Annotated in this window: 25 protein-coding genes; 21 read left to right on the plus strand and 4 right to left on the minus strand. The window is 49.9% G+C overall.

Annotation, left to right across the window (positions count from 1 at the left end):
* Nucleotides 1–1,314 precede the first annotated feature (1,314 nt).
* Nucleotides 1,315–2,979 carry an energy-dependent translational throttle protein EttA gene (gene ettA, locus ACJJIP_RS01930; protein WP_020414493.1) on the minus strand — a complete coding sequence of 555 codons (1,665 nt, stop codon included), beginning with the start codon at nucleotides 2,977–2,979 and terminating at the stop codon, nucleotides 1,315–1,317.
* 181 nt (nucleotides 2,980–3,160) lie between these two features.
* Here ettA and ACJJIP_RS01935 point away from each other — a divergent pair, with 181 nt between their 5' ends.
* The 5 genes from ACJJIP_RS01935 (at nucleotide 3,161) to fnr (ACJJIP_RS01955) (ending at nucleotide 8,654) form a co-directional block, all read left to right on the plus strand.
* Entirely contained in the window at nucleotides 3,161–4,267 is a 1,107-nt protein-coding gene (locus ACJJIP_RS01935; protein ID WP_353375643.1) for an enoyl-CoA hydratase/isomerase family protein, read from the plus strand.
* A gap of 69 nt (nucleotides 4,268–4,336) precedes the next feature.
* Nucleotides 4,337–5,245: a 3-hydroxyisobutyrate dehydrogenase gene (gene mmsB, locus ACJJIP_RS01940; RefSeq protein WP_282952405.1), complete on the plus strand. Its 909-nt coding sequence runs from the start codon at nucleotides 4,337–4,339 to the stop codon at nucleotides 5,243–5,245.
* A 404-nt stretch (nucleotides 5,246–5,649) separates the two neighbouring features.
* Nucleotides 5,650–6,348, plus strand: a complete 699-nt coding sequence (locus ACJJIP_RS01945; protein WP_040629129.1) for an OmpW/AlkL family protein — start codon at nucleotides 5,650–5,652, stop codon at nucleotides 6,346–6,348.
* Nucleotides 6,349–6,469: 121 nt separating this feature from the next.
* On the plus strand, nucleotides 6,470–7,855 hold the full coding sequence (gene hemN / locus ACJJIP_RS01950; RefSeq protein WP_157533605.1) for an oxygen-independent coproporphyrinogen III oxidase: 1,386 nt from the start codon (nucleotides 6,470–6,472) through the stop codon (nucleotides 7,853–7,855).
* A gap of 70 nt (nucleotides 7,856–7,925) precedes the next feature.
* On the plus strand, nucleotides 7,926–8,654 hold the full coding sequence (gene fnr / locus ACJJIP_RS01955) for a fumarate/nitrate reduction transcriptional regulator Fnr (RefSeq protein ID WP_020414498.1): 729 nt from the start codon (nucleotides 7,926–7,928) through the stop codon (nucleotides 8,652–8,654).
* Nucleotides 8,655–8,717: 63 nt separating this feature from the next.
* On the opposite strand, the gene ACJJIP_RS01960 is transcribed toward fnr (ACJJIP_RS01955), so the two are convergent.
* Nucleotides 8,718–9,740: an adenosine deaminase gene (locus ACJJIP_RS01960; RefSeq protein WP_020414499.1), complete on the minus strand. Its 1,023-nt coding sequence runs from the start codon at nucleotides 9,738–9,740 to the stop codon at nucleotides 8,718–8,720.
* A 212-nt stretch (nucleotides 9,741–9,952) separates the two neighbouring features.
* Here ACJJIP_RS01960 and ACJJIP_RS01965 point away from each other — a divergent pair, with 212 nt between their 5' ends.
* From ACJJIP_RS01965 to fnr (ACJJIP_RS01975), 3 genes are all read left to right on the plus strand, one after another.
* Entirely contained in the window at nucleotides 9,953–10,354 is a 402-nt protein-coding gene (locus ACJJIP_RS01965; RefSeq protein ID WP_444946124.1) for an SDR family NAD(P)-dependent oxidoreductase, read from the plus strand.
* Nucleotides 10,332–10,637, plus strand: coding sequence for a Rossmann-fold NAD(P)-binding domain-containing protein (locus ACJJIP_RS01970; RefSeq protein ID WP_444900949.1), 306 nt, complete (start codon nucleotides 10,332–10,334; stop codon nucleotides 10,635–10,637). The genes ACJJIP_RS01965 and ACJJIP_RS01970 overlap by 23 nt, the downstream gene beginning before the upstream one ends.
* A gap of 299 nt (nucleotides 10,638–10,936) precedes the next feature.
* Entirely contained in the window at nucleotides 10,937–11,674 is a 738-nt protein-coding gene (gene fnr / locus ACJJIP_RS01975; protein WP_282952411.1) for a fumarate/nitrate reduction transcriptional regulator Fnr, read from the plus strand.
* Nucleotides 11,675–11,775: 101 nt separating this feature from the next.
* Here the strand turns inward: fnr (ACJJIP_RS01975) and ACJJIP_RS01980 are convergent, their stop codons facing one another.
* Both ACJJIP_RS01980 and ACJJIP_RS01985 read right to left on the minus strand, forming a co-directional pair.
* Complete coding sequence (locus ACJJIP_RS01980) at nucleotides 11,776–12,219, minus strand: SpoIIAA family protein (protein ID WP_282952412.1); 444 nt, start codon at nucleotides 12,217–12,219, stop codon at nucleotides 11,776–11,778.
* 40 nt (nucleotides 12,220–12,259) lie between these two features.
* Nucleotides 12,260–12,835: a hemerythrin domain-containing protein gene (locus ACJJIP_RS01985; RefSeq protein WP_020414502.1), complete on the minus strand. Its 576-nt coding sequence runs from the start codon at nucleotides 12,833–12,835 to the stop codon at nucleotides 12,260–12,262.
* A gap of 506 nt (nucleotides 12,836–13,341) precedes the next feature.
* On the opposite strand from ACJJIP_RS01985, the gene ACJJIP_RS01990 reads away from it, so the two are divergent.
* From ACJJIP_RS01990 to ribA, 13 genes are all read left to right on the plus strand, one after another.
* Complete coding sequence (locus tag ACJJIP_RS01990) at nucleotides 13,342–13,833, plus strand: outer membrane beta-barrel protein (protein ID WP_444946125.1); 492 nt, start codon at nucleotides 13,342–13,344, stop codon at nucleotides 13,831–13,833.
* A 182-nt stretch (nucleotides 13,834–14,015) separates the two neighbouring features.
* Nucleotides 14,016–14,510: an outer membrane beta-barrel protein gene (locus tag ACJJIP_RS01995; protein WP_083922772.1), complete on the plus strand. Its 495-nt coding sequence runs from the start codon at nucleotides 14,016–14,018 to the stop codon at nucleotides 14,508–14,510.
* Between the two features lie 219 nt (nucleotides 14,511–14,729).
* Complete coding sequence (gene glyA, locus ACJJIP_RS02000) at nucleotides 14,730–15,998, plus strand: serine hydroxymethyltransferase (RefSeq protein WP_020414505.1); 1,269 nt, start codon at nucleotides 14,730–14,732, stop codon at nucleotides 15,996–15,998.
* Nucleotides 15,999–16,168: 170 nt separating this feature from the next.
* Nucleotides 16,169–16,636, plus strand: a complete 468-nt coding sequence (nrdR, locus tag ACJJIP_RS02005; RefSeq protein WP_444946126.1) for a transcriptional regulator NrdR — start codon at nucleotides 16,169–16,171, stop codon at nucleotides 16,634–16,636.
* Nucleotides 16,633–17,778, plus strand: a complete 1,146-nt coding sequence (gene ribD / locus ACJJIP_RS02010; RefSeq protein WP_020414507.1) for a bifunctional diaminohydroxyphosphoribosylaminopyrimidine deaminase/5-amino-6-(5-phosphoribosylamino)uracil reductase RibD — start codon at nucleotides 16,633–16,635, stop codon at nucleotides 17,776–17,778. The genes nrdR and ribD overlap by 4 nt, the downstream gene beginning before the upstream one ends.
* On the plus strand, nucleotides 17,778–18,440 hold the full coding sequence (locus tag ACJJIP_RS02015; RefSeq protein ID WP_020414508.1) for a riboflavin synthase: 663 nt from the start codon (nucleotides 17,778–17,780) through the stop codon (nucleotides 18,438–18,440). The genes ribD and ACJJIP_RS02015 overlap by 1 nt, the downstream gene beginning before the upstream one ends.
* 100 nt (nucleotides 18,441–18,540) lie before the next feature.
* Nucleotides 18,541–19,653 (plus strand): bifunctional 3,4-dihydroxy-2-butanone-4-phosphate synthase/GTP cyclohydrolase II, encoded by a 1,113-nt coding sequence (ribBA, locus tag ACJJIP_RS02020; protein ID WP_020414509.1) that lies wholly within the window; start codon nucleotides 18,541–18,543, stop codon nucleotides 19,651–19,653.
* Between the two features lie 58 nt (nucleotides 19,654–19,711).
* A complete protein-coding gene (gene ribH / locus ACJJIP_RS02025) occupies nucleotides 19,712–20,182 on the plus strand; it encodes a 6,7-dimethyl-8-ribityllumazine synthase (protein WP_020414510.1) in 471 nt (156 codons plus the stop codon).
* Nucleotides 20,183–20,247: 65 nt separating this feature from the next.
* Nucleotides 20,248–20,691, plus strand: a complete 444-nt coding sequence (gene nusB / locus ACJJIP_RS02030; RefSeq protein WP_282952413.1) for a transcription antitermination factor NusB — start codon at nucleotides 20,248–20,250, stop codon at nucleotides 20,689–20,691.
* Between the two features lie 8 nt (nucleotides 20,692–20,699).
* Nucleotides 20,700–21,647, plus strand: coding sequence for a thiamine-phosphate kinase (thiL, locus tag ACJJIP_RS02035; protein ID WP_020414512.1), 948 nt, complete (start codon nucleotides 20,700–20,702; stop codon nucleotides 21,645–21,647).
* A 54-nt stretch (nucleotides 21,648–21,701) separates the two neighbouring features.
* A complete protein-coding gene (locus tag ACJJIP_RS02040) occupies nucleotides 21,702–22,190 on the plus strand; it encodes a phosphatidylglycerophosphatase A family protein (RefSeq protein WP_444946127.1) in 489 nt (162 codons plus the stop codon).
* Between the two features lie 18 nt (nucleotides 22,191–22,208).
* A complete protein-coding gene (locus ACJJIP_RS02045; RefSeq protein ID WP_444900953.1) occupies nucleotides 22,209–22,844 on the plus strand; it encodes a retropepsin-like aspartic protease family protein in 636 nt (211 codons plus the stop codon).
* A gap of 17 nt (nucleotides 22,845–22,861) precedes the next feature.
* Entirely contained in the window at nucleotides 22,862–23,479 is a 618-nt protein-coding gene (gene ribA, locus ACJJIP_RS02050) for a GTP cyclohydrolase II (protein ID WP_026305223.1), read from the plus strand.
* The last annotated feature ends 67 nt before the right edge of the window (nucleotides 23,480–23,546 follow it).

Consider the following 23,546-nt stretch of genomic DNA (forward strand, 5'->3'; position numbering starts at 1 on the left):
TATGCCTCTAACCAATTGTAATTTAATGTCAATTCCTAGATGGAGTATAATAATGCTTTTTGAAACTGATATCCAAGCTGGTCCTGAGGCTATACCAGAGCCCCCTCCCAATTAGGGAAGTAACTGCGGTTCAAATTAAAGTTTGCCATATGAGACTTATGTTCAGGCTTTTTGGTGTGTTCAGTGGCATCACAGTGCTGTCACAACATCTCTAGTCTAGGTTTCTGACTTTGTGGATGACTTTTAAAGATGTCTTAATTCTAAGTTAGACCTAAGTGATCAATGCACTTTGAATTAAGTGTTTCTTCATGGCGTTTAGCTTGCCGATGCGACTGAATACTCGTTGAAGTTCCTTCGGTCGCCAATATAATTTTTGGATTTATTGCAGTTTTTATATATTAACCATATTTTCTTGCCGACAAGGTCTTTCTCTTGGTGTTTCTGCTGACTCTACATTAAATTTTAATTAAAGGTAAATTTTTAGGTTCGGTTAATCTCAAAGAGTTTTTTCTAATAATCTTGGTGTCATCCTTACCTTTATTTTATGAGGGCTCATAAAGGGGGCAGCCAAAATATTATCGAGCTTATCTAATTAGCACTAGATTGACAAACTCTCGTTATCTCTCAGATCATGACTTGTTTATATATGAGAGGTTATTTTCTAGAGTTTTTTATTCTATCTTGAAACTTCAAAATAGTATTGAAAGTGTAAGTATGATTCGTTTAGTGTTAAATGTATTGGTTTATTCTCAGTGAACAATAAGTGGGAAACTGGTTCTTTTTATATGAGTTGGTTTTTCAAGGGTGTGGTGGTTACTAATTTGGTAAGGTGGTTTGTAAGTTTTTATTTATTTCTGGGAAAGATAGTAACATTCCAGTAATTTTACATTTTAAAAATATAATTTCGGTTATCTTTTTGGGTGCTGGATCAGATGTGTCCAAATCTTATATATATCTTGAGCTGATATAAAAAGTACAGAATTGTAAGGTTTTTTTGATTAAATGGTCGGATTTTTATTTTAGGCTGGTAATGCTTTCTCAATATCATGCGTATGTTAGAGTTGGCGGTTGAGCCATAATTTTAGCTAACTAATAGTACTTTAAACAGAATTATAGAGTTGACAATGTTTAAATCTTATTTAGAGGTCGACAATATGAATAAGGCAAGGTTTATATATCTTCTCATGAGCGGTTAGTCACCAAATAAGGCGCCTATATTTGTTGATGTATGGCCAGAATTTTATTTTACTTGAGTATATGTTGCACTTCTTGTATGTGAATTAAAAAAGCCCGCAGAAGCGGGCTTTTTTATTCTCAAGTCTTAAGCTTTTTATAATGCATCCGATGAGGTGTTGCATCCTCACCTTTGCGCTGCACAAAGTCTTCGTGGTACTCGGTGTAGTTACCTTCGAAGAAGACCGCTTCACTCTCACCCTCATAGGCGAGGATATGGGTGGCGACGCGGTCTAGGAACCAGCGATCATGCGAGATTACCAGGGCGCAGCCGGGGAAGTTGAGCAGAGCTTCTTCCAGGGCGCGCAGGGTTTCGATATCCAGATCATTGGAGGGTTCGTCCAACAGCAGTACGTTGGCGCCCTGCTTTAGGGTGTAGGCCAGGTGCAGGCGTCCGCGCTCACCACCGGAGAGTTCGCCTACGCGTTTTTGCTGGTCGCTGCCCTTGAAGTTAAAGCGGCCAACATAGTTGCGTGAACCCACTTCATAGCTGTTGATCTTGAGCATATCGTGGCCGTCTGAGATGGCTTCCCATACGGTCTTGCTGTCGTCCAGATTCTCACGGCCCTGCTCAACGTAAGCGACCTTGACGGTTTCACCGATTTTGATTTCGCCGGAGTCCGGCTGCTCGGTGCCGCTGATCATACGGAACAGGGTGGACTTACCGGCACCGTTACCGCCGACGATACCCACAATCGCGCCCTTGGGCACGCGGAAAGACAGATTGTCGATTAGCAGGCGCTCGCCGAAGCCTTTGCTCACCTCTTTAAACTCAATCACATTATCGCCGAGACGCTCACCGGGCGGAATGTAGATTTCGTTGGTCTCGTTGCGGGCCTGGAAGTCCTGAGACTGCATTTCTTCCAGGCGGGACAGACGGGCTTTGTTCTTGGACTGGCGGCCCTTGGGATTTTGGCGGGCCCACTCGAGTTCCTTTTGCATGGCTTTGGCGCGCGCCTGTTCGCCGCGCTGCTCCTGCTCCAGGCGTTTTTCTTTCTGTTCCAGCCAAGTGGTGTAGTTACCTTCCCAGGGGATGCCGTGGCCGCGGTCCAGCTCCAGAATCCAGCCGGCAACATTGTCGAGGAAGTAGCGATCGTGGGTGATGGCTACCACAGTGCCGGTGAAGTCGTGCAGAAAGCGCTCCAGCCAGAACACGGATTCCGCATCCAGGTGGTTGGTGGGCTCGTCAAGCAGCAGCATATCCGGGCGGGACAGCAACAGTCGGCACAGGGCCACACGGCGCTTCTCACCGCCGGACAGGTTGTTGACGTCTGCATCCCAGGGCGGCAGGCGCAAGGCGTCTGCGGCGACTTCCAGGCGGTGCTCCAGGTTGTGGGCGTCCCAGGCCTGGATAATATCTTCGAACTGTTGCTGTTTCTTAGCCAGGGCATCGAAGTCCGCATCGGGCTCGGCGTAATCGGCGTAGACCTGTTCCAGGCCGGCGAGAGCGTCGATGGCTTCGCGTACACCGTCTTCTACGTTGCCGCGCACGGTCTTGCTGGCATCGAGTTGCGGTTCCTGGGGCAGGTAGCCGACTTTAATACCCGGCATGGCGCGGGCTTCACCGTTAAAGTCCTGGTCGACCCCCGCCATAATGCGCAATAAGGTGGATTTACCGGCGCCGTTGAGGCCGAGTACGCCGATTTTGGCGCCGGGGAAGAAAGACAGGGAGATGTCCTTCAGAATTTCGCGTTTGGGGGGCACTACTTTGCCCACCCGGTTCATGGTGTATACGTATTCAGCCATTTGGGGTTCCGTAACTGGGTGTTGCAATCGCTCAGATTTTGCGCGCAACTTATCAGTTTGCGTAAAAAGTGCAACTGCACCTTAGTACCTGTCACCGCTGTACTCGCGTGTGGCTGACGTCGAATCTGATATGTGCTTAACTGCGACGCTAACTAGTACAAGAGCAATAAGACGGATAACAATGGATCAGGATTCCCCGGTATTGTTTTCCCGGCGCGGCGCATTGGCGGTCGCGACCCTAAACCTGCCCAAGGCACTGAATGCCTTGAATCTGCAGATGATTGATCTGCTGTCCACCCAGTTGGACGCCTGGGCTGAAGACGATGATATAGCGGCGGTTTGGATTGAGGGCCGTGGCGATAAGGCCCTCTGTGCCGGTGGTGATGTAGTGGCGCTATATCAGCAGTCGACATCTTATGGTGAAGTGCCGGATTATCGCTATACCACTGATTTTTTCTCCCGTGAATATCGTTTGGATTACAAGATACACACTTATGCCAAGCCGATAGTGGTCTGGGGTGGGGGTATTGTGATGGGAGGCGGTATCGGCATTATGGCTGGTGCGAGCCATCGCATTGTGACTGAAACTACGCGAATGGCGATGCCGGAAATTACCATTGGCCTGTTTCCCGATGTGGGGGGGAGCTGGTTCCTTAATCGTATGCCCGGTCGTCTAGGGCTTTTCCTCGGCCTGTCCGGTGCCCAGTTTAATGGTGCCGACGCCCTGTTTGCAGGGATGGCGGACCGAATTATTGCCCAAGACCAGCGTGAGTCGGTTTTACAGTCCCTATCGGTGCTGGATTTTGTTGCGGATTGCACCGTGAATCATCAGCTGGTGGGTGATTGCCTTAAAGGGCTCGAACTATCTCCTCTGCAGCGGCCGGAATCGGCGTTGCGCGAGCATTATGATCAAATTCAACAGCTCACGGATTTCTCGACTCTGCCGGAGGTCTGTGCGGCTGTCACTACGTATCAGGGAGTGGATAAATGGTTACAGCGCGCTGCTGCTACCCTGGCGGGAGGCTCGCCATTAACACCCTGGATAGTGTGGGAGCAGTTGCGCAGGGCACGCCATTTGTCTCTTGCCGATGTTTTCCGTATGGAGTTGAATCTGGCAGTTAATCTTTGCGCTAGCGGACACTTTAAGGAGGGGGTACGTGCCCTGTTGATTGATAAGGATCGCGCACCTAAATGGCAACCGGCATCCCTAGGGGAAATGAATTCTCAGCAAGTGGCAGATTGCTTTGTGGGTCCCTGGGATAGCGATCATCCGTTGATAGATTTGTAGAAAGCCTGTTACAAGCGTCCTGGCCGCTTTATGCCCGGAATATAAACAACAAAACACGGAGTGGCTTTTATGGAAAAAATAGCCTTTTTTGGTCTGGGTAATATGGGTGGCCCTATGGCTGCCAATTTGGCAAAGGCAGGCTTCAGAGTAGCTGCTTTCGATTTAAATTCCGCGGCATTGGTTCAAGCCCATAAGGATGGCTGTATTCCTTGTGATACAGCACTTCAGGCCGCTGAAGGTGCGGATGTTGTGATTTCGATGTTACCCAGTGGTGAGGCTGTCAAAGGGCTCTACCTCGGTGATCAGGGCCTTTTGCAACAACTTCCGGTTGGCACCCTGGTTATCGATTGCTCAACGATATCCGCGGAAGATGCCTCTACTGTGAGTAGCGCTGCGCATGAGCGAGGATTACGTGCGATTGACGCACCTGTCTCCGGTGGGACTGCGGCAGCGGCAGCTGGCTCACTGTGCTTTATGTGCGGTGGCGATGAGGTAGTTGTGAATTCGGCCCGGCCAGTTCTAGAGGCTATGGGAAAGAAAATATTTCATGCGGGTGGGGCTGGTGCGGGGCAGGTAGCCAAAATCTGTAACAATCTGCTGTTGGCGATTCATATGACCGGCACTGCAGAGGCTTTACAGTTGGGTGTGGATAAAGGTTTGGACCCCAGGGTCCTCAGTGAGATTATGCAGGAGAGTTCAGGCAATAATTGGTCGCTCTCCAATTACAACCCCTATCCTGGCGCCATGGAAAATGTACCTTCAGCAAAGGGGTATGCAGGTGGCTTTAGTGTAGCGCTAATGTTGAAAGACCTGGGGCTCGCAATGGATGCGGCCTCCACCAGCGCCTCTTCTACGCCTATGGGAGCGCTGGCCAAAAACCTGTATCAGCTTCACGGGGCGAGTGAAGAAAATCAACAGCTCGACTTCTCCAGTATTCAGAATATGTTCCGCAGGCCCGCTGGAACCCTGACCTGGTAAATTGTGTGTTCAATTGATATAGGTTTTCCGTGCCCAAGCAAGACCCGGGAACTGTATCAAAATGACAGGCGCACCGGTGAGGTATGCCTGTCACCTAACGCTAAAAATTGGTACTGGTTCGCAAAATAGAGAAGAGGTATCAAATAGCTCAGTTGTCACCATTCCTTAGCCGCGCCGCTCTCGCTATCTTCCTCCGCCCGCCTTGGGACTTGCCCTGATTTCAAGCCCGGTTACATGACTGCAGCTGGTGAACTGCTGGTTTTAAATCTACTAAATTCGACAGCTTGATTTGGATCAAGCCCGTTTTTGTAGCCAGGGGTTAACCTTCCTGCGACTTGTGATTGTGCCTGGAGGGGGCCCTTCCTGAGTCGGGAAAAATGCCAAATCGCTATATGGAGAAGTTGATGAATCGTAAAACTGCTTATGCAGCAGCCGCCTTGACCGCCGTACTCTCTGCCCCAGTACTGGCCTACGAAGAGGGTAGCTTTATTTTGCGTGGTGGTATGGCCACTGTAGCGCCCGACACCAGTTCCAGCACACTTTTTGCCAATGGGGATGCTGTCCCGAATACTGGTGTTGATGTGGATAATGGCTCTGCATTGGGCCTGACCGGTGTGTATATGTTCCGCGATCATTGGGGTGTGGAGCTGGTAGCCGCAACTCCTTTCACTCATGAAATTCAAGCTGAAGGCCTCGGAGACACTTTTGAGCTGGGTGAAACCAAGCACTTGCCGCCGACTCTGTTAGTGCAGTGGTACCCGATGGATACTCAGTCCACAATCCAGCCCTACGTTGGTCTCGGTGTGAACTACACCGCTTTCTTCGATGAGGAAATTAGTAGCACTGCAGATGCGAAGTTTGAAGAGCTGCTTAATGCCACTGGGGACGCCAAGCTCTCCCTGGATAACTCTTTCGGCCTGGCTGCAGAAGCTGGCGTTGACTTCGCTTTTGGCGCTGACCAGCGTTGGTTGTTCAATGTTTCCGTGTTCTGGATGGATATCGATACCGATGCCACCGTCAAGGTACCGGGTGTGGGTAATATCACCGCTAAAGTGGATATCGATCCGCTGGTTTATATGGCGGGTCTGGGCTACCGCTTCTAAGGTAGCGACACTCTAGTTTGGGATGGGGCAGTCGCTGCGGTTTTCTTAAAAGGAACTCGGTGGCTGCCTTTTAGTTTGTGCGGGGGGGCTGTCGCAAACGATTGATTGAGGTTGTAGGAATATGATGCAGGAAACCAAAAGTAACATGGGTGGCTTGTCAGAAGAGTTGCTGTCCCGCTATAGCGGGCCCTGCCCCCGTTATACATCCTATCCTACAGCAGACCGGTTCAAACCACTGGATGGCAATATTAGGCCTTGGGAAGCTTTGCAGGATATTCGCAGCCTCTCTCTTTATGTTCATATCCCCTTTTGCCGTTCACTCTGCTATTTCTGCGCTTGCAATAAAGTTATTACCTCTCAATATGGCCTCGCCTCCAGCTACCTTGACAACCTGCTACGAGAAGCTCGCTGGTATCGAGACAAGGTAGCGCAGGTACCGGTAACCCAGTTGCACCTGGGGGGCGGGACTCCCACCTTCCTCAGTGATGGAGATATGCGGCGTTTGATGGAAGGGCTGGGTGAGGTGTTTAACCTCCATCCTGGCGATGGGGTGGAATACAGTATTGAGGCCGATCCACGTACCCTGGAACTGGAGACGCTGGATACCCTGCGGGAACTCGGATTTAACCGCTTGAGCCTGGGAGTCCAGGACTTTGATATCGAAGTACAGAGATCAATTAACCGTATATGCAGCGCTGACCAGGTTACTGAACTGACAGTTGCGGCGCGCGAACGGGGTTTTGAGTCTATCTCCTATGATTTGATTTACGGCCTGCCAAAACAAAATCTTTACAGCCTGCACAGTACCCTGGATAAAGTATTGGATTTGCAGCCTGACAGAATTGCACTTTATCACTATGCACACCTGCCCCATCGTTTTAAAGCGCAGCGCCTGATCGATACTGACCTTATTCCATCAGCCGCAGAAAAAGTGGCTATGCAATTGGCCGCAGTAGAGCACCTGGGACGCGCTGGATATGAATTCTTGGGTATGGACCATTTTGCTCGCCCGGGAGATGAGCTGGCAAAGGCTTCCCATAGCGGGATGCTGCAAAGAAACTTCCAGGGCTATACCTTGATGCCTGCCGACGCCTTGGTGGGGCTTGGGGCCTCGGCGATTAGCTATAGCCGAGATGGTTTCTGGCAAAACCTGCATCGCTTGAAAGAGTATGCCCAGGCTATAGGAGAGCGGGGTAATGCGTCTTGCAGAGGATGGTTTTTGAGTGAAGAAGACCGTTTGCGCCAGTGGGCTATAACAGAGTTAATGTGCCGTCTGCGCCTGGACAAAAACGAAGCCGGGCGTCGGGTGGGGATTCCTTTTGATGATTATTTTTATGAAGAGCTCCAACGCCTGCAGCCTATGTTTGAGGATGGTCTAATTTACCAGGATAAAAACAATATTACTGTTACTGATCAAGGGCGGTGGTTTGTACGCAATGTGGCTTCAGCTTTCGATATTTATTTACATAATCAGCATACCGATGCGCAATATTCCCGGGTTCTTTAAGTAACTACAGGAGACGATCGCTTTTACAGCGGGTACAATTGCCGCAAATTAGTTTACCGGCTGGTTTAGTATGATTGACTCTTCAGTAGCGGTTAGTTGCGGTAACTGCTCCGTTAAACGTTTATGCCTGCCCGCGGGATTATCTCAAGCGGATATTGATCGACTGGAGCAGGTCACTCGCCGAAAGAAAATAGTAAAAGCAGGGGAGACCCTCTATCGCTCTGGCGACCCTTTTGCCAACCTTTATGCGATTCGCTCCGGTAGTTTTAAAACGGCTGTGATTGCTGCTGATGGTGATACGCAGGTGACTCACTTTGCTTTACCAGGGGAATTGCTGGGACTTGATGCCTATAGCAGTCGGGTTCATCCGAGCTACGCTGAGGCACTTGAGGACAGTAGTGTCTGCCTGTTGCCGTTCACCCAGTTGGAGTTATTGGCCCATCAGGTGACAGCCCTGCAGCAGCAAATCTACAGTATTTTTTCCGAGGAGCTACGTCAGGAAAACGATATTCTGATGTTACTCGGCAAGCGCTCAGCCGATACTCGCCTGGCGGCTCTACTGATTAATATTTCCAGTCGCTATTCCCGTCGCGGTTATTCCCACAGTGAATTCGTTTTGTCTATGCCAAGAACTGATATAGCGAATTACCTGGGATTGACTGCAGAAACAGTTAGCCGACTTTTTTCACGTTTTCAGCGTGAGAATTTAATTAAAGTGAGTGGTAGGGCGGTGGAGATATTAGATTTGGTTGGGCTCAGTGAATTGGCTGGGACCCATTGCGGTTACGATGAGGATTAATATGAGGGGCAACTGAATATTCGGTTGCCCCTCAAGAATCCCTTAATTGGAACAGAAAATTAATTAAAGCTCTGCAACTGTCTCAATTGAAGCAATAGCTTTCGCCCATTTCTGTTTTTGTGTTTCGGAAATATAACTGGCTTTAAAGCTATTTAGAGCCAGTTGTTTTGCCTGCTCCCTGGTCATCCCCAGACTTTCGCTTAGAGCCAGGTAGTTTCGGTTGACATAGCCGCCGAAGTAGGCCGGATCATCGGCATTTACAGTAACGCAGAGCCCTTGATCAAGCAGATTGAGGATCGGATGCTCGCTCATATCATCGTAGACGCAAAGTGCAGTGTTGGACAAGGGACATACAGTTAGTGGAATTTTTTCTTCTTTAAGGCGATCAATCAAAGCCTTATCCTCCACACAGCGAACCCCATGGTCTATACGGCTAACATCGAGTATATCGAGAGCCTCTTTAATATATTCTGCCGGCCCTTCCTCCCCTGCATGGGCGACACGCTCCAGGCCCAGTTCTTTGGCCATAGCAAAAACATTCTGGAATTTAACTGGTGGGTGGCCAAGTTCTGAGGAGTCCAAGCCAACCCCCTTAATGAAATCGAGGTAAGGTTTGGCTGCTTCCAGGGTTGTGATAGCTTCCTCCTCACTCAGGTGGCGAAGAAAGCAGAGAATCAGATGACTGCTTATACCCCATTCATTTTCCGCATCCTTGAGGGCACTGTGGATTCCACGAATGACCACGCCGATATCGATCCCCCTTTCTGTGTGGGTTTGTGGATCAAAAAAAATCTCTGTGTGTACAACATTATCCTCCTGACAGCGCTCGAGGTAAGCCATTGTCAGGTCATAAAAGTCACGCTCATGAATCAGGACTGAGGCACCCTGGTAATAAATATCCAGAAAGGACTGCAGGTTATGGAATTTATAGGCAGCCCTGATTTCCTCAACACTATTGAATGGGATTTCAATATTGTTCCGTTTGCTCAATTCAAACATGAGTTCTGGCTCCAGGGAGCCTTCAATGTGCAGGTGAAGCTCTGCCTTGGGCAGGGCTTTAATAAAATCTGGATCAGCGATGCTCATAGAAATAACTTTACCTGGGCAGGGATTTGGGACATGGACCATAAGGCATGCCGTTTCAATTGCGGCTAATGGTATCAGCTTCTCACTGGTAGCTGAAAAGTGGAGCAGTGGTCTCTGTTTATTTACAAGGTAAACGAATCGGTTTACTTTTTTGGTATACCATAAAATACACTGGTTGGTTTACATTTGTATTAAATTCTAGGAATCGATAAATGGGAAAGGTTACTTTGAATAGTGGGACATCTACCGGCTTGGGTTTCAATCTGGCTCTGCAACTGTCCGCGCAGGAATATATCGTTTATACAACCATGAGTAACCTCACCAAGGCAGGCTTCCTGAAAGAGAGGACTGGAAATAGAGGGAGTCTCAGGGTCTTGGCACTGGATGTTCTGAGCATCGAGGGCGTGCAGCGCTGTGTTGAGACTGTTGTCAGGGAGCAGGGCCGGATTGATAACCTGGTCACTAATACTGGCGCTGGGTCTGTCAAAACGACTGAAATGGCCAGTGACGAGGAGACCCCAACGGATAACGGATGTGAATTACCTTGGGTAGTACCCAGTACCAAGGCGGTTCTATCTTATAAGTGCTGTAGTGCCAGGTGGTATCCACTCTGAATTTGCCAATAGTATCCTCTCGCAGTTGGAGCTGGATGAAGGAATGCCGGAAGGGGGCTATGGGGGGGAATTCGAGCCGTACTTCTCCCGTATCCACAAGCGGACTCCAGAACAAACTGCAAGGCGTTACCAGAGCGCTGACCAAGTTGCACAGGTGGTTTTGGAGATCATAGAGAGTAAGAAGGCACCGGTGCGTATTCGCACCTCTGCATGGGCAGAAGAGTTTTGTAAGCTCAAAACCGAAATAGATCCAACAGGGAAAAACAGCAAGGGATGGTTGTGAATAGCATGCCATGCTGTCTGGCTGGTCATCAGTTCACTGAAAGTGGTAGTTCTAGTAGCGGGTTTTTTATTAAACGACAGAAAGGCTAAACATACAGAAAAGATATTAGTGGTCAGCCGTGATTCTTTTGTGTAAAAAATAATTCTTAAATTTTTACACGCTATTTTTAAGGAAATTGAACGCTTGACTGAATGTCCGATAGGAAATTTTTTTCACTTTTTGTTTTTTGAAATTCAGCTAAAGACGCTTGTTGGAGGAGTGGGTACAATTGCCGCAAATTGTTAACCGGTCGCTTAGGCATGATAGATTCATCAGTGGCGGTAAGTTGCAGTAACTGCTCAGTCAGGCGTCTATGCCTTCCTGCTGGCTTGTCTCAGACGGATATTGATCGACTGGAAAAAGTCACCCGCAGGAAAAAAATCGTCAAAGCTGGTGAGGCTTTGTTCCGGTCAGGCGATCCATTTAAAAATCTTTACGCAATCCGTTCCGGTAGTTTTAAAAGTGTCGTAATAGCCTCAGATGGGGATACCCAAGTCACCCATTTTGCTCTTCCTGGAGAGTTGCTTGGTCTTGATGCCTACAGTAAGCGTCTTCACTCCAGTTATGCTGAAGCTTTGGAGGATAGTAGTGTTTGTCTTTTACCGTTTGCGCAATTGGAAGTACTCGCGCAACAAGTTCCGGCATTACAGCAACAAATCTACAGTATTTTTTCCGAGGAGTTACGTCAGGAAAATGATATTTTGATGCTGTTGGGTAAACGCTCGGCGGATACGCGTCTAGCTGCTTTACTGATCAACATATCCAGTCGTTATGCCAGTCGTGGATATTCTCACAGCGAATTCATCCTCTCCATGCCGCGGACAGATATTGCCAATTACCTCGGTCTTACCGCTGAAACAGTCAGCCGGATTTTTTCTCGCTTCCAGAAAGAAGGGCTGATTAAGGCGGATGGCAGAGTTGTAAAAATTGTGGATTTACTTGGGCTTAGTGAAGTAGCCGGAACTCATTGTGGCTTTGATAATGAAAATGTAGAGTAGTTATTCCTAGAGGGTTGGGTCACTTTTTCATGCACGAGGTGGATAGTTAAAATTAGTGACAAAAAAAGGGGGGCGAAAACGCCCCCTTAATCCACTACTTATCAGGAGTGTGTGGAGAAAGCTAAATCTTCCCTGGCCTCACTTTTTTCAACTTTTTCTTCTGTTGCCTGTGACAGCCAATCCATGGCCTTGTGCTGCTCCTCGAAGTAGCGCACTTCACCACTCATAAACCATCCTCCTACTTTGGTGGCGATTTCCTGCCACTCTTCATCCCCAAGTACGGCGATCCGGGAGAATTCATTGCCGTGTTTTAATGCCAGTTGGAATTCGTCCCAAATTGCATGTAATCCCCACCCCTCGAAATCCCTGAGGTCAATTAGCATTTGTACTTGTGGGCTTTTTACGCCTTCGAGGGCGTACTCAAGTAATGGCGTAATATGCTCATAATCTTCATGGGTCAACTGGCCAATTGCCTTGATATAGAGAAAGAAATCATTATCAATACGCTCCATGCCAATTGAAATGCCGTGGCGTTTAGTTTTCATGCTTCCTCCTTTGATTCATTAGTAGTAATTTTTTTACACCTCAAGCGAGGGCTTTCTCTGCGGTTTCTGGTTGTACCAGGTAGTTACGCAAAGATTCGTAGATTTTTTTTGCATTCTCATCAAAAAGCGGGTCTTTGATTTCCGCGACTTGTTTGTTTATCTGCTTCCAATCTTCAGCGTCTAGGTATTGTTCTATCTGGGGAAAAATCGCTGAATTCTCCAGGCTGATATGGCTGCGCTGAAGTTGTAAATAGTTGTTACTGGCGCCCTGTAATACTCTTCGCTCTACCATCGCATCATTCGCAACAGCATAAAATAGTGCGCACATATGTTTGGTTGCAGCTGCAATTTGCTCGTGTTGCATTTGTGCCTCATAGATGGCATCCCGCCCATGTATTGGTTTGGTCAGGAGACGGGCAAGTATCAAGTCCTCAACTGGATGGTGGTATTTATCTGGGTAGACCGAAAAATAATCCAGCGCATCAAGTATTAACGTCAATGTGTTGGGGTCGCGGTCGCTGCGTCCAAATAGATCCAGCAATAACTGCTCAAAAGCGTTGAGCATTTGCTGCATATGTTTGTGGTCACAGCACAGTTGCCGATAGATGGTATTCATCCCAGACCTCCGCGATCAGTTTCTGGCTATATTGTTGCTGGGATGAGCAAGCGAGAGTTGATTTGGATCAAGTGAGGAAAAGTTTGTAGGATGAAGAGAGGAATATAATGCAATATACCTATTCTTTTACTGCTTCCCCCGCTCCTTATGTGTAATGATTGAAAGCAATATTAATTTGGAACATTGTTTTTGTCGGTTAAATCTACTGGTTAGTCAGTCATTGGTATTATTTTGAATAATATTGATGGATATTAATTTGACCGTTTACTAATCCACGCCTACTTTCAATTCAAATCCGCTCTTTTCTTTTGCGCTAATCTTTGACTGATTGCTCTTCATAAGAATTTGAATAGATATTTTATGTTTTTCATGAGTATGACTATTTATTTCATGCCGCTTGTATTGATCTAAGTGACATATAGTTATAGATATTTGGATGGTGGACAGGATAAGAGTGGTTATTTCACTATTAATTAGTTAAGCGTTTGGCAAATTTGGGAATATCCATGGAAAAAATTACAAAATTTATAGTCGCCGGTATTCTTTCACTATTGTCTTCTGCGGCATTATCGGAAGGGGGTTATTGGGGGGCTGCTGTCGGGACAATGAATTTTGACTTCAAGAGGGTTGATAATCCCACGGGGGTTGGATTGAGAACTGGCTACTCCCTGGTATCGGGCTGGGGAGTTGAAGTTGAATATATTGGCTCCTTGATAAGTGGTGAGGTAGAAGTCCTTGGGGAAGAAGTGGATGTGGATATGTATAGTCTGGCTGGCTATGCAACTTATCGAACACTTGGTGATATCTACTTCAAAGGGCGTTTGGGGCTGCTATATGAGGATGTCACCGTGGGCAGTGATAACAGTGACGATTTTGGTATTACTGCTGGGGCAGGTATTGGATTTCTTCTTGGTGCCAGTAGTAATTTTGAGCTGGAGTACACCATCCTCGAAAAAGATGTAGGATTTTTGTCCGGGGCTTTTAGTTATCGCTTTTAATTTTTCAACAGGTGACATTGTAGCGAGGCCTAATTTTACATTTGGCGCCCGCGTCTTAAGTACTTCTAGTGATTTTTCTATTTCACACTTGGCTTTTTATAGTGCGTTTAAGTAAGTGCTTGCATACATTGCATACCCCCCTATAATCCGCCCGTTTTTATATCTTCAGAGGTAGGGGGAAGATGATGCGTTTTAATTTTAAGGTTTTGGCTGTAGCTGCGGCTTTGGTTTGTTCAGCGACTACACAGGCAGAAGGTGCATATGTCGGTGGTGTTTTCGGTGTGATGAATACTGATGCCAGTGGAGATAGTCCCCTTAATGCCGGTATCCGCGCTGGTTACACCTCGAACTCAGGCTGGGGAATTGAAGTTGAGCTTACTGACTCTCTGGTTGAGGGTGAGTATGACTATTACTGGGGAGATGAGAACTACTCCCTCGCCACGCAGGCGCTATATGCTACTTATCGCACGCAAGGTGATATTTACATGAAAGGGCGTCTGGGTTATCTCCATGAGGAACTGGATGTAGACTACTTTGGTGAGTATTCCGACAGCGGTGCCTCTGCTGGTATCGGAGCTGGTTTCAAGCTGTCAGAGAAAGTCATCTTTGAAACTGAGTACACTTTTATTGAGGCGGATGTGGATTATTGGTCTGGCTCCCTGATTGTGAGGTTCTAAGCCGATATGGCTAAAAGAAAACGCGGCCAAATGGCCGCGTTTTCGTTTTTGCGCAATCCCTTTGCCCTTGGTGTACAATGCGCGCCTTTCTAAAATGCTCAGGATTCTTTGAGTAGTCCATGTGGCCCGATTGGCGCCAGAAGCCAAGCTGTAAGACCTGAGCAAAGTGGTACCGAGCTACACAAAACTCTACTCAGCCCGCATTACCGAGGGAACACCATGTTTGATTCATCAGTCACACTCGCTTCTTACGATCCCGAAATCTGGGAAGCCATTCGGGAAGAAGACTCTCGCCAGGAAGATCATATCGAGCTGATCGCCTCCGAGAACTACACTAGCCCGCAAGTCATGGAAGCCCAGGGCAGCAGCCTGACCAATAAATACGCAGAGGGTTATCCGGGTAAGCGTTACTACGGTGGCTGTGAGTATGTGGATAAGGTGGAAACTTTGGCGATTGAGCGCGCCAAAGAGCTTTTCGGTGCCGATTATGCCAATGTGCAGCCTCACTCCGGCTCTCAAGCTAACTCTGCGGTTTACCAGGCGTTATGCGCGCCAGGAGACACCGTTTTAGGAATGAGTCTGGCCCATGGTGGTCACCTGACTCATGGTGCTCGAGTCAACTTCTCAGGCAAGATTTACAACGCGGTCCAATACGGGTTGAACCCGGAAACTGGCGAAGTAGATTATGAGGAAGTGGAGCGTTTGGCTCTCGAGCACAAGCCTAAGATGATTGTTGCCGGCTTCTCTGCATACAGCCGTGTAATGGATTGGGCTCGTTTTCGTGAGATTGCGGATAAGGTTGGTGCTTACCTGTTTGTCGATATGGCACACGTTGCTGGCCTGGTTGCTGCTGGAGAGTACCCTTCGCCGATTCCCCATGCGGATGTAGTAACCTCTACGACTCACAAAACCCTACGCGGTCCACGCGGAGGCATTATCCTGGCGCGCGCCAATGAAGAAATTGAGAAGAAGCTGAACTCCGCCGTATTCCCCGGTGGTCAGGGTGGCCCGCTGATGCACGTTATTGCAGCCAAAGCGGTTTCTTTTAAAGAAGCGATGAGCCCTGAATACAAGGCTTACCAGAAGAAGGTGGTAGAGAATGCTCGCGCAATGGCGGAGACCTTCCTGGATCGTGGTATCAATATCGTTTCCGGTGGTACCGATGACCACTTGATGCTAGTGGACCTGATTGGTAAAGAATACACTGGTAAAGATGCTGATGAGGCCCTGGGTAATGCAAACATTACGGTGAACAAGAACGCAGTCCCCAATGACCCGCGCTCTCCATTTATCACCAGCGGCCTGCGTGTTGGGACCCCGGCGATTACTACCCGTGGCTTCGGTGTGAAGGAAACCCAGCAACTGACTCATTGGATTTGTGACATTCTCGATGCCTTGGAAAAGGGTGATGCAGAGTCCACTATTACCGAAGTGAAGCAGAAGGTTCTTGAAATCTGTGCGCAATTTCCTGTGTACAAGAAGGCCTGATAGCTCTTCCAGTTAAAAAAGCGGCTTGTTGGCCGCTTTTTTTATGGAAGTACATGCCCGTTCTTAATCTGTCTGGCCGACTGCACCGGTGCGGTGCGTCGCGCAGACACACAGTGCAACGGCTGTGGTAAACTGCGGCCCATTTTCCACTCCCCTGGGGACGATCCCACATGCACTGTCCGTTCTGCAGCGCAGAAGAAACCAAAGTAGTCGATTCCCGCTTGGTGGCCGAGGGCGACCAAGTGCGCCGCCGGCGCGAATGCCTTGAGTGTCACGAGCGTTTTACCACTTTTGAAACAGCGGAATTGCTTCTGCCGCGGGTAATCAAACAAAACGGTCAACGCGAACCGTTTAACGAGGATAAGCTGCGTGCGGGTATTCAGCGTGCGGTGGAAAAGCGCCCGGTCAGCACTGAGCGGGTAGAATCTGCAGTATCTCAAATCAAGCATGCTTTACAGGCGACTGGTGAGCGCGAACTGCCGGCGCGCGCTATTGGTGAACTGGTTATGGAGCAGCTGCGGGAATTGGACCAGGTGGCCTATGTGCGATTTGCTTCGGTCTATCGGCGCTTTGAGGATGTCAGTGACTTCAGTGATGAGATTGAGCGCCTGACCAGTAAGGAAACCCAACGGAAATGATTCAAGTGGCTGTAAATACACCCCAATCCCTGATGGCCCGAGCTATTCAACTGGCGGAGCGTGGGCTGTATACCACTATGCCCAACCCCCGTGTGGGTTGTGTGATCACCGATAGTAAGGGTGTTGTTGTCGGCGAGGGCTGGCATCAACGTGCTGGTGAGCCCCATGCAGAAATTGAAGCCCTGCGCGATGCAGGAGAGCGAGCCCGGGGTGCTACGGTCTATGTGACCTTGGAGCCCTGTAGCCATACTGGTCGCACTGGCCCTTGTACTGAGGCGTTGATCGAAGCTGGTGTCTCTCGTGTGATATACGGAATGCAGGATCCTAACCCCAGGGTGGGTGGCAAGGGGCTACAAAAACTACGCGATGCCAATATAGAAGTGGAGGGGCCTCTTTTAGAGGATCAGTGCCGCGCGCTCAATCCGGGTTTTATCAAGCGGATGACTTTGGGTCTTCCCCTAGTGCGCAGTAAATCTGCGATGAGCCTGGATGGACGTACGGCGATGGCCAGTGGTGAGTCCAAGTGGGTGTCCGGACCTGCGGCGCGTGCCGATGTACAGCGTTTACGGGCACGCAGTTGCGCAATTGTGACCGGTGTAGAAACAGTGCGATTCGACAACCCAAACCTAAATGTGCGCGCCGATGAAATGGCCCTTGAGCTGCTCGCTGCTGAACAGGCAGCTGAGGTACAGCCACTGCGGGTGATTGTTGATAGCCAGCTGCGCACCCCGGCAAAAGCCTTTATTTTACAGGGCGATGCCCCCACACTGGTGTGCACCACCGAGCGTGCGGACCCGGAGCGTCGCGAGCGCCTGGAACGGGCAGGTGCTGAAGTCATCATTCTGCCACAGGACAAAGAGGGGAGGGTGGACCTGCTCGCTCTGCTCGAGGAGCTGGCGCGACGCCAATGTAATGAGATCCTGGTGGAGAGTGGTGCGACCCTCTCCGGTGAGTTCCTGTATCGCGGCCATGTAGATGAGCTGATAGTCTATTTGGCTCCCAAGCTGCTCGGCAGCACGGCGCGGCCGCTATTCGAGCTGCCAATTGAGCGTATGGGCTCGGTGCTGCCGATCACGATCACTGATATGCGCGCCGTCGGTCACGACTGGCGTATCACTGCAACTACCGATATTGAGCGCTGATGTTTACCGGAATTATTGAAGCTGTTGGTGAAATCGCCGAGCTGCAGCCCCAAGGGGGAGATCTGCGTGTGCGCGTCAGGAGTGGCAAGCTGGATCTTACCGATGTCGGGCTTGGGGACAGTATCGCAACCAATGGCGTATGCCTGACAGTAGTGGATCTGCCTGGCGATGGCTACTGGGCGGATGTCTCTGCAGAGACACTCGACGTCACCAGTGTCAGTAGCTGGAAAAAAGGCGATCGAGCTAACCTGGAGAAAGCTCTCACCCCGCAAACCCGCCTTGGTGGGCATATTGTCAGTGGCCATGTGGATGGCATTGGTGAGGTTGTGTGGCGCAAATCCGAGGCCCGGGCCGAGCGCTTTCGTTTGCGCGCGCCGGAAAATCTGGCCCGCTATATTGCGCACAAAGGGTCGATCACTGTTGACGGCACCAGCCTCACAGTCAACGCGGTGGATGGTGCAGAGTTTGAACTGACGATTGTGCCGCATACGCTGCAGGAAACCATTATGGGAAGCTACAGCGCAGGTACCCGGGTCAACCTCGAGGTAGATCTTATTGCACGCTATCTGGAGCGCTTGTTACTCGGTGATAAAGCAGCCAAATCCAGCGATGAGGGTATGACTCTTGAGTTTCTCGCCCAGCATGGGTTTTACAAGCGCTAGCCGGTTTCATCCCGGCATGCCGCGCCAGTGAGGGCGGGTGGGAGTGAATAGCAGGGATAGCCGCTCAATTAGCAATTGATAAATTTATCCAGAGTTAACAATGGAATTAAATACGGTTGAAGAACTGATCGATGATATCCGCCAGGGCAAAATGGTGATCCTGATGGATGATGAAGATCGTGAGAATGAAGGTGACCTGGTGATGGCGGCGGAGCAGGTACGCGCCGAAGACATCAATTTTATGGCTACCCATGCCCGCGGACTGATTTGTATGCCCATGTCCAAGGAGCGCTGTGAGCAACTGGACCTGCCGCTGATGTCGCGGGAAAACGGTGCCCAGTTCAGTACAAACTTCACCGTATCTATTGAGGCTGCTGAGGGGGTTACTACCGGTATTTCTGCCGCAGATCGAGCGCGCACCGTACGCGCCGCAGTGGGCAGGAATGCCAAGCCCAGTGATATCGTACAACCCGGCCATATTTTCCCGATTATGGCCCAGCCTGGTGGCGTATTGAGCCGCGCGGGCCATACCGAGGCAGGCTGCGATCTGGCGCGTCTGGCGGGTTTTGAGGCCGCCGCTGTGATCGTTGAGATCATGAATGAAGACGGCACTATGTCGCGCCGCCCGGATCTGGAAAAGTTTGCTAAGGAACACGATCTCAAGATCGGTACTATCGCCGACCTGATTACCTATCGCGCTTTGAATGAAAAGACCGTTGAGTGTGTTAATGAGCGCAAAGTGCGTACCGAATTCGGTGAATTCAAATTGCGCACCTATCTCGATAAAGCACGACGGGAGAGACATTTCGCATTTATTAAAGGGGATCCCACTCCGGAAGAGCCGACTCTGGTGCGGGTGCATGTGGGCAATACACTGCGTGATGTACTCACAATTCGCCGAGGCGACGAAAAATTTGTCCCCTGGACTTTCCGCCGCGCAATGCAGCGTATTGAGAAAGAAGGTAAAGGGGTTGTGGTGCTTATCTGCCACAACGAAACCACCGAAGAGATTGAGGAAAGTATCGACTGGCTGATCAGCGGCAAGCAGCAGCGCCCCAGCCAGGACCTGGTCTACAAGCAGGTGGGCACAGGTTCTCAGATACTGCGTGACCTCAAGGTACGCAAGATGCGCCTGATGAGTGCACCGTTTAAGTTCAGTGCCATTTCCGGATTTGAATTGGAAGTGGAAGAGTATCTGAACGCCGAAGAGTAAATAGAGCTGTAACGTCGACAAGTACCGGCGTTATAGAAAGAAATATGGACTGGAAATTATGAATAATATTCAAGTGATCGAAGGGGATTTTGTCGGCAGCACTGGCAAGTATGCGCTGTTGGTCAGTCGCTGGAATAGTTTTGTCGTTGAGAGCCTGAAAGATGGTGCACTGGATACCCTGCGTCGCAAGGGCATCAAGGATGAAGATATCACTATCTACTATGCGCCGGGTGCTTTCGAATTCCCATTGGCCGCTCAAAAACTGGCTGAGACTAAGAAGTTCGATGCCATTATTGCCCTGGGAGCGGTGATTCGTGGCGGCACCCCACATTTTGAATATGTGGCTGGCGAGTGCACCAAGGGCCTGGCCCAGGTATCACTGAATACCGGTATCCCGGTAACTTTTGGTGTGCTTACCGTGGACTCTATCGAACAGGCGATTGAGCGATCCGGCACCAAGGCTGGTAACAAGGGTTGTGAGGCTGCCGAGACGGCTCTGGAAATGGTTTCCCTGCTCGGCAAAATTTAAATTGCCGAAGTGCCGGCCTATTTTGCCGGCACCCCCATTCTGTGAAGTATCTACCGGAAAAAACAATGACCGTAACTGCATCCGCTCGCCGCAAGGCGCGTCACTACGCCATGCAGGCGCTCTACCAGTGGCAGATTGCCGGCGCCAGCCTTAATACGATTGAAGCTGAGTTTCATGCTGACAACGATATGAGCAAGACCGACGTGGAATATTTCCGCGATATTTTCCACGGTGTTGCCAAGAATCTGGACGAAGTTGAGAGTGCTTTCACTCCGCACCTGGACCGTAAAGTGGATGAGCTCGACCCAGTTTCCAGAGCCCTTCTGCGTATGTCCACCTACGAATTAAAAAATCGTATTGATGTGCCCTACAAAGTTGTCATTAACGAAGCTGTAGCTTTGGCGAAAAAATTTGGTCCTACCGATGCCTTCAAATTCATTAACGGCATCCTGGATAAAACAGCTGCGGATCTGCGTGCGCCAGAAGTGGCGGCGGACAAGAAAGCCTGAAGCAGAAAATGGGAGCTGCTCCGGGCGAGTTTGAAATTATTCGTGACTTTTTTGCCAGTGCTCCGCAAGGGCAGGGTGTGGTTCTGGGAATTGGTGATGATTGCGCTTTGCTACAGGTTCCCAGCCAGGGCCAATTGGCTACGTCTATGGATACTTTGGTGGCGGGTCGACATTTTCCCGCCGAGGCCGACCCGGCGGCGATAGCTGCCCGAGCGCTGCGGGTTAACCTCAGTGACCTGGCTGCCATGAATGCCCGGCCACTCTGGTTTACTCTGGCGCTTACCTTACCTGAAAGTGACGCTAACTGGTTGCGCAAATTTTCCAGTGGTTTACTGCAAACCGCTGCGCAGTTTGGCGTTTCCCTGGTGGGAGGAGACACTACAGCCGGTCCTCTGTCGATTACTATCCAGGTGATTGGACAGACTGCCCGGCCATTGCGCCGTGATGGTGCCGGTTGTGGAGATTCTATTTATGTTAGTGGCCCTCTGGGGGCGGCAGCTGCTGCCCTGCCGGTAATTCTCGGTGATCAGCGGGTGCCAGCTGAGGTGCAACATCAGGCTGAGCACGCCTTTTATTTTCCCGAGCCGCAATTCGCCACTGCGGCAGCGATTTCTGACTTCGCCAGCAGCGCTTTAGATATTTCCGATGGCTTGATAGCAGACCTGGCCCATATTTGTGAGTCCAGCCACGTCAGCGCTGATATTTATCTGGAGCGCCTGCCTGTTTCTCCCATAGCGCAGTCACTTGCTGGTGCGAATGCCCTTTCTTTATCTGCTGGTGGTGGCGATGATTACCAGCTTTGTTTTACTGTGCCCCCGGAAAAGGTGGAATCAGTGGAAAAGCTGGAGCTAGGAGTGACTGCTATTGGGACTCTAAGTGCTGGCGCTGCCGAAGTGCGTTGCTGGCACAATGGTGAGCCCTGGCAAGCGCCGTCAAAGGGCTACCAACACTTTTGAACTGGCACTTTTAATGAGTAGAGAACGCCACTAGAGGCCTTGGATACAAACACTATGAGTGGAAAGAACCCGACTTTTTCACAGCTCCTGCGTGACCCCACCATGCTACTGGCCTTTGGTTTTGGTTCCGGCCTCGCTCCAAAGGCGCCTGGCACCTTCGGCACTTTAGTTGCGATTCCATTTTGGTGGTTAATGCAGGGGCTGTCGCCAGCCTGGTATTTAGGGATTGTTCTTCTGGCGGGCCTGCTGGGCTGTTATTTATGCGGTGTAGCTGCTCGCAAGCTGGGTGTCCATGATCACGGTGGGATAGTCTGGGATGAAATGGTGGGTTACTGGCTTACCATGTTTTTGGCCCCTGCAGGTTGGGCGTGGGCCCTGTATGGTTTTGTGCTTTTCCGCATATTTGATATTGCAAAGCCCCCACCCATCAATTGGGCTGATAAGAAAGTGCGAGGTGGCATCGGGATTATGCTGGACGATATACTTGCTGCCGTTTACGCAGGTCTGGTGTTGCAACTGACTGCCTGGATACTGGGAGCCTAGCGGGATAAGGAAGACGCGATGCGCAGCTACATACTGTTCTTATTTGGCTTTCTGATTACCGCCGAGGTAGGAGCACAGCAGGTACAATTGAGAGGCCTGTTCGGCGATAGAGCCTTATTGGAAATCGATGGTCGCCAGCGAATTTTGAAAAGTGGTGATAAATCCCCTGAAGGCGTCCTTCTCCTGGAGACAACTAGCAGCCACGCACGTATCAATGTTGCTGGTCGAGAACAGAAACTCACCCTGGATGCACCTATAGCGGCGAGCTATGCCAAAGCGGATAAGGCGGAGGTGCGGCTCTCCGCTGATAGCCGAGGTCACTACAGTACAGATGCTTGGGTGAATGGAATGCGGGTGCCGATGATGGTGGATACTGGAGCAACCAGTATCGCAATCAATTATCCTACTGCGCGGCGCCTGGGTTTGAACCTCAGCTCAGCTAGAAAAATACCCATTTCTACTGCAAATGGGATGACGAGTGCATACCTGATAAATCTCAGCAGTGTCACTATCGGCGGTATTAAACTGCACAATGTCGCGGCCACTGTGCACTCTGATGATTTTCCCCGTGTCGTCCTTTTGGGAAACAGTTTTCTGGGGCGGGTAGATATGGAACAGCAGAGTGGCGTACTGGTATTGCGTGCTCGGAACTGAATTGAAGAGGTATTAAGTTGACCATTCGATATGTAGAGTCCTCAAAGCTGCCCACATCCTGGGGAATGTTTGAGATGCACGGTTTCGAGGAAGTGGAAACCGGTAAAGAGCACGTGGTGCTCACTATGGGGGATTTCGACACCAATGAACCCTTGTTAGCCCGCATTCATTCAGAGTGCCTGACCGGAGATGCGCTCTTCTCACTGCGCTGTGATTGCGGTGCCCAGTTACAGCATGCGATGCATCGCATCGCGATGGAAGGGCGCGGAGCGATTTTTTACCTTCGCCAGGAAGGTCGTGGCATCGGCCTTTTAAACAAGATTCGCGCTTACCACCTACAGGATTGTGGTGCGGATACGGTGGAAGCCAACGAGCAGTTGGGCTTTGGTGCTGATATGCGGGATTACTCTATTCTGAAAGCGATGATCGAGCACCTGGGAATCCATGCTATTCGTCTGATGACCAATAACCCGCGCAAAGTAAAAGCGTTGGAGGATTTGGGGATTAATGTGACTGAGCGCTTGCCGCACCAATCCGGACGCAATCCCCACAATGCCAAGTATTTGTCCACCAAGAAAGGTAAGCTTGGTCATTTGATTGAAAATGAGGATGAAGAAGGAAAAGAGGGAAACTAACTTTCACTTCTCTTTAAGTATCCCAATAAAAAAGGCCGGAGTTATCCGGCCTTTTTTATTTTGTAGA

The sequence above is a fragment of the Microbulbifer variabilis genome (assembly GCF_052467165.1).

Excerpts from the sequence above, each read along its gene's own strand:
- ACJJIP_RS01985 (WP_020414502.1), bottom strand. The coding sequence starts at position 12,835 with ATGAATACCATCTATCGGCAACTGTGCTGTGACCACAAACATATGCAG.
- ACJJIP_RS01990 (WP_444946125.1), top strand. The coding sequence starts at position 13,342 with ATGGAAAAAATTACAAAATTTATAGTCGCCGGTATTCTTTCACTATTG.
- ACJJIP_RS01935 (WP_353375643.1), top strand. The coding sequence starts at position 3,161 with ATGGATCAGGATTCCCCGGTATTGTTTTCCCGGCGCGGCGCATTGGCG.
- ACJJIP_RS02015 (WP_020414508.1), top strand. The coding sequence starts at position 17,778 with ATGTTTACCGGAATTATTGAAGCTGTTGGTGAAATCGCCGAGCTGCAG.
- thiL (WP_020414512.1), top strand. The coding sequence starts at position 20,700 with ATGGGAGCTGCTCCGGGCGAGTTTGAAATTATTCGTGACTTTTTTGCC.
- nusB (WP_282952413.1), top strand. The coding sequence starts at position 20,248 with ATGACCGTAACTGCATCCGCTCGCCGCAAGGCGCGTCACTACGCCATG.
- ACJJIP_RS02040 (WP_444946127.1), top strand. The coding sequence starts at position 21,702 with ATGAGTGGAAAGAACCCGACTTTTTCACAGCTCCTGCGTGACCCCACC.
- ACJJIP_RS01945 (WP_040629129.1), top strand. The coding sequence starts at position 5,650 with ATGAATCGTAAAACTGCTTATGCAGCAGCCGCCTTGACCGCCGTACTC.
- ACJJIP_RS01965 (WP_444946124.1), top strand. The coding sequence starts at position 9,953 with ATGGGAAAGGTTACTTTGAATAGTGGGACATCTACCGGCTTGGGTTTC.
- ACJJIP_RS02045 (WP_444900953.1), top strand. The coding sequence starts at position 22,209 with ATGCGCAGCTACATACTGTTCTTATTTGGCTTTCTGATTACCGCCGAG.
- mmsB (WP_282952405.1), top strand. The coding sequence starts at position 4,337 with ATGGAAAAAATAGCCTTTTTTGGTCTGGGTAATATGGGTGGCCCTATG.
- ettA (WP_020414493.1), bottom strand. The coding sequence starts at position 2,979 with ATGGCTGAATACGTATACACCATGAACCGGGTGGGCAAAGTAGTGCCC.
- nrdR (WP_444946126.1), top strand. The coding sequence starts at position 16,169 with ATGCACTGTCCGTTCTGCAGCGCAGAAGAAACCAAAGTAGTCGATTCC.
- fnr (WP_020414498.1), top strand. The coding sequence starts at position 7,926 with ATGATTGACTCTTCAGTAGCGGTTAGTTGCGGTAACTGCTCCGTTAAA.
- ribH (WP_020414510.1), top strand. The coding sequence starts at position 19,712 with ATGAATAATATTCAAGTGATCGAAGGGGATTTTGTCGGCAGCACTGGC.
- ACJJIP_RS01995 (WP_083922772.1), top strand. The coding sequence starts at position 14,016 with ATGATGCGTTTTAATTTTAAGGTTTTGGCTGTAGCTGCGGCTTTGGTT.
- ribD (WP_020414507.1), top strand. The coding sequence starts at position 16,633 with ATGATTCAAGTGGCTGTAAATACACCCCAATCCCTGATGGCCCGAGCT.
- hemN (WP_157533605.1), top strand. The coding sequence starts at position 6,470 with ATGATGCAGGAAACCAAAAGTAACATGGGTGGCTTGTCAGAAGAGTTG.
- glyA (WP_020414505.1), top strand. The coding sequence starts at position 14,730 with ATGTTTGATTCATCAGTCACACTCGCTTCTTACGATCCCGAAATCTGG.
- ACJJIP_RS01960 (WP_020414499.1), bottom strand. The coding sequence starts at position 9,740 with ATGAGCATCGCTGATCCAGATTTTATTAAAGCCCTGCCCAAGGCAGAG.
- fnr (WP_282952411.1), top strand. The coding sequence starts at position 10,937 with ATGATAGATTCATCAGTGGCGGTAAGTTGCAGTAACTGCTCAGTCAGG.
- ribBA (WP_020414509.1), top strand. The coding sequence starts at position 18,541 with ATGGAATTAAATACGGTTGAAGAACTGATCGATGATATCCGCCAGGGC.
- ACJJIP_RS01980 (WP_282952412.1), bottom strand. The coding sequence starts at position 12,219 with ATGAAAACTAAACGCCACGGCATTTCAATTGGCATGGAGCGTATTGAT.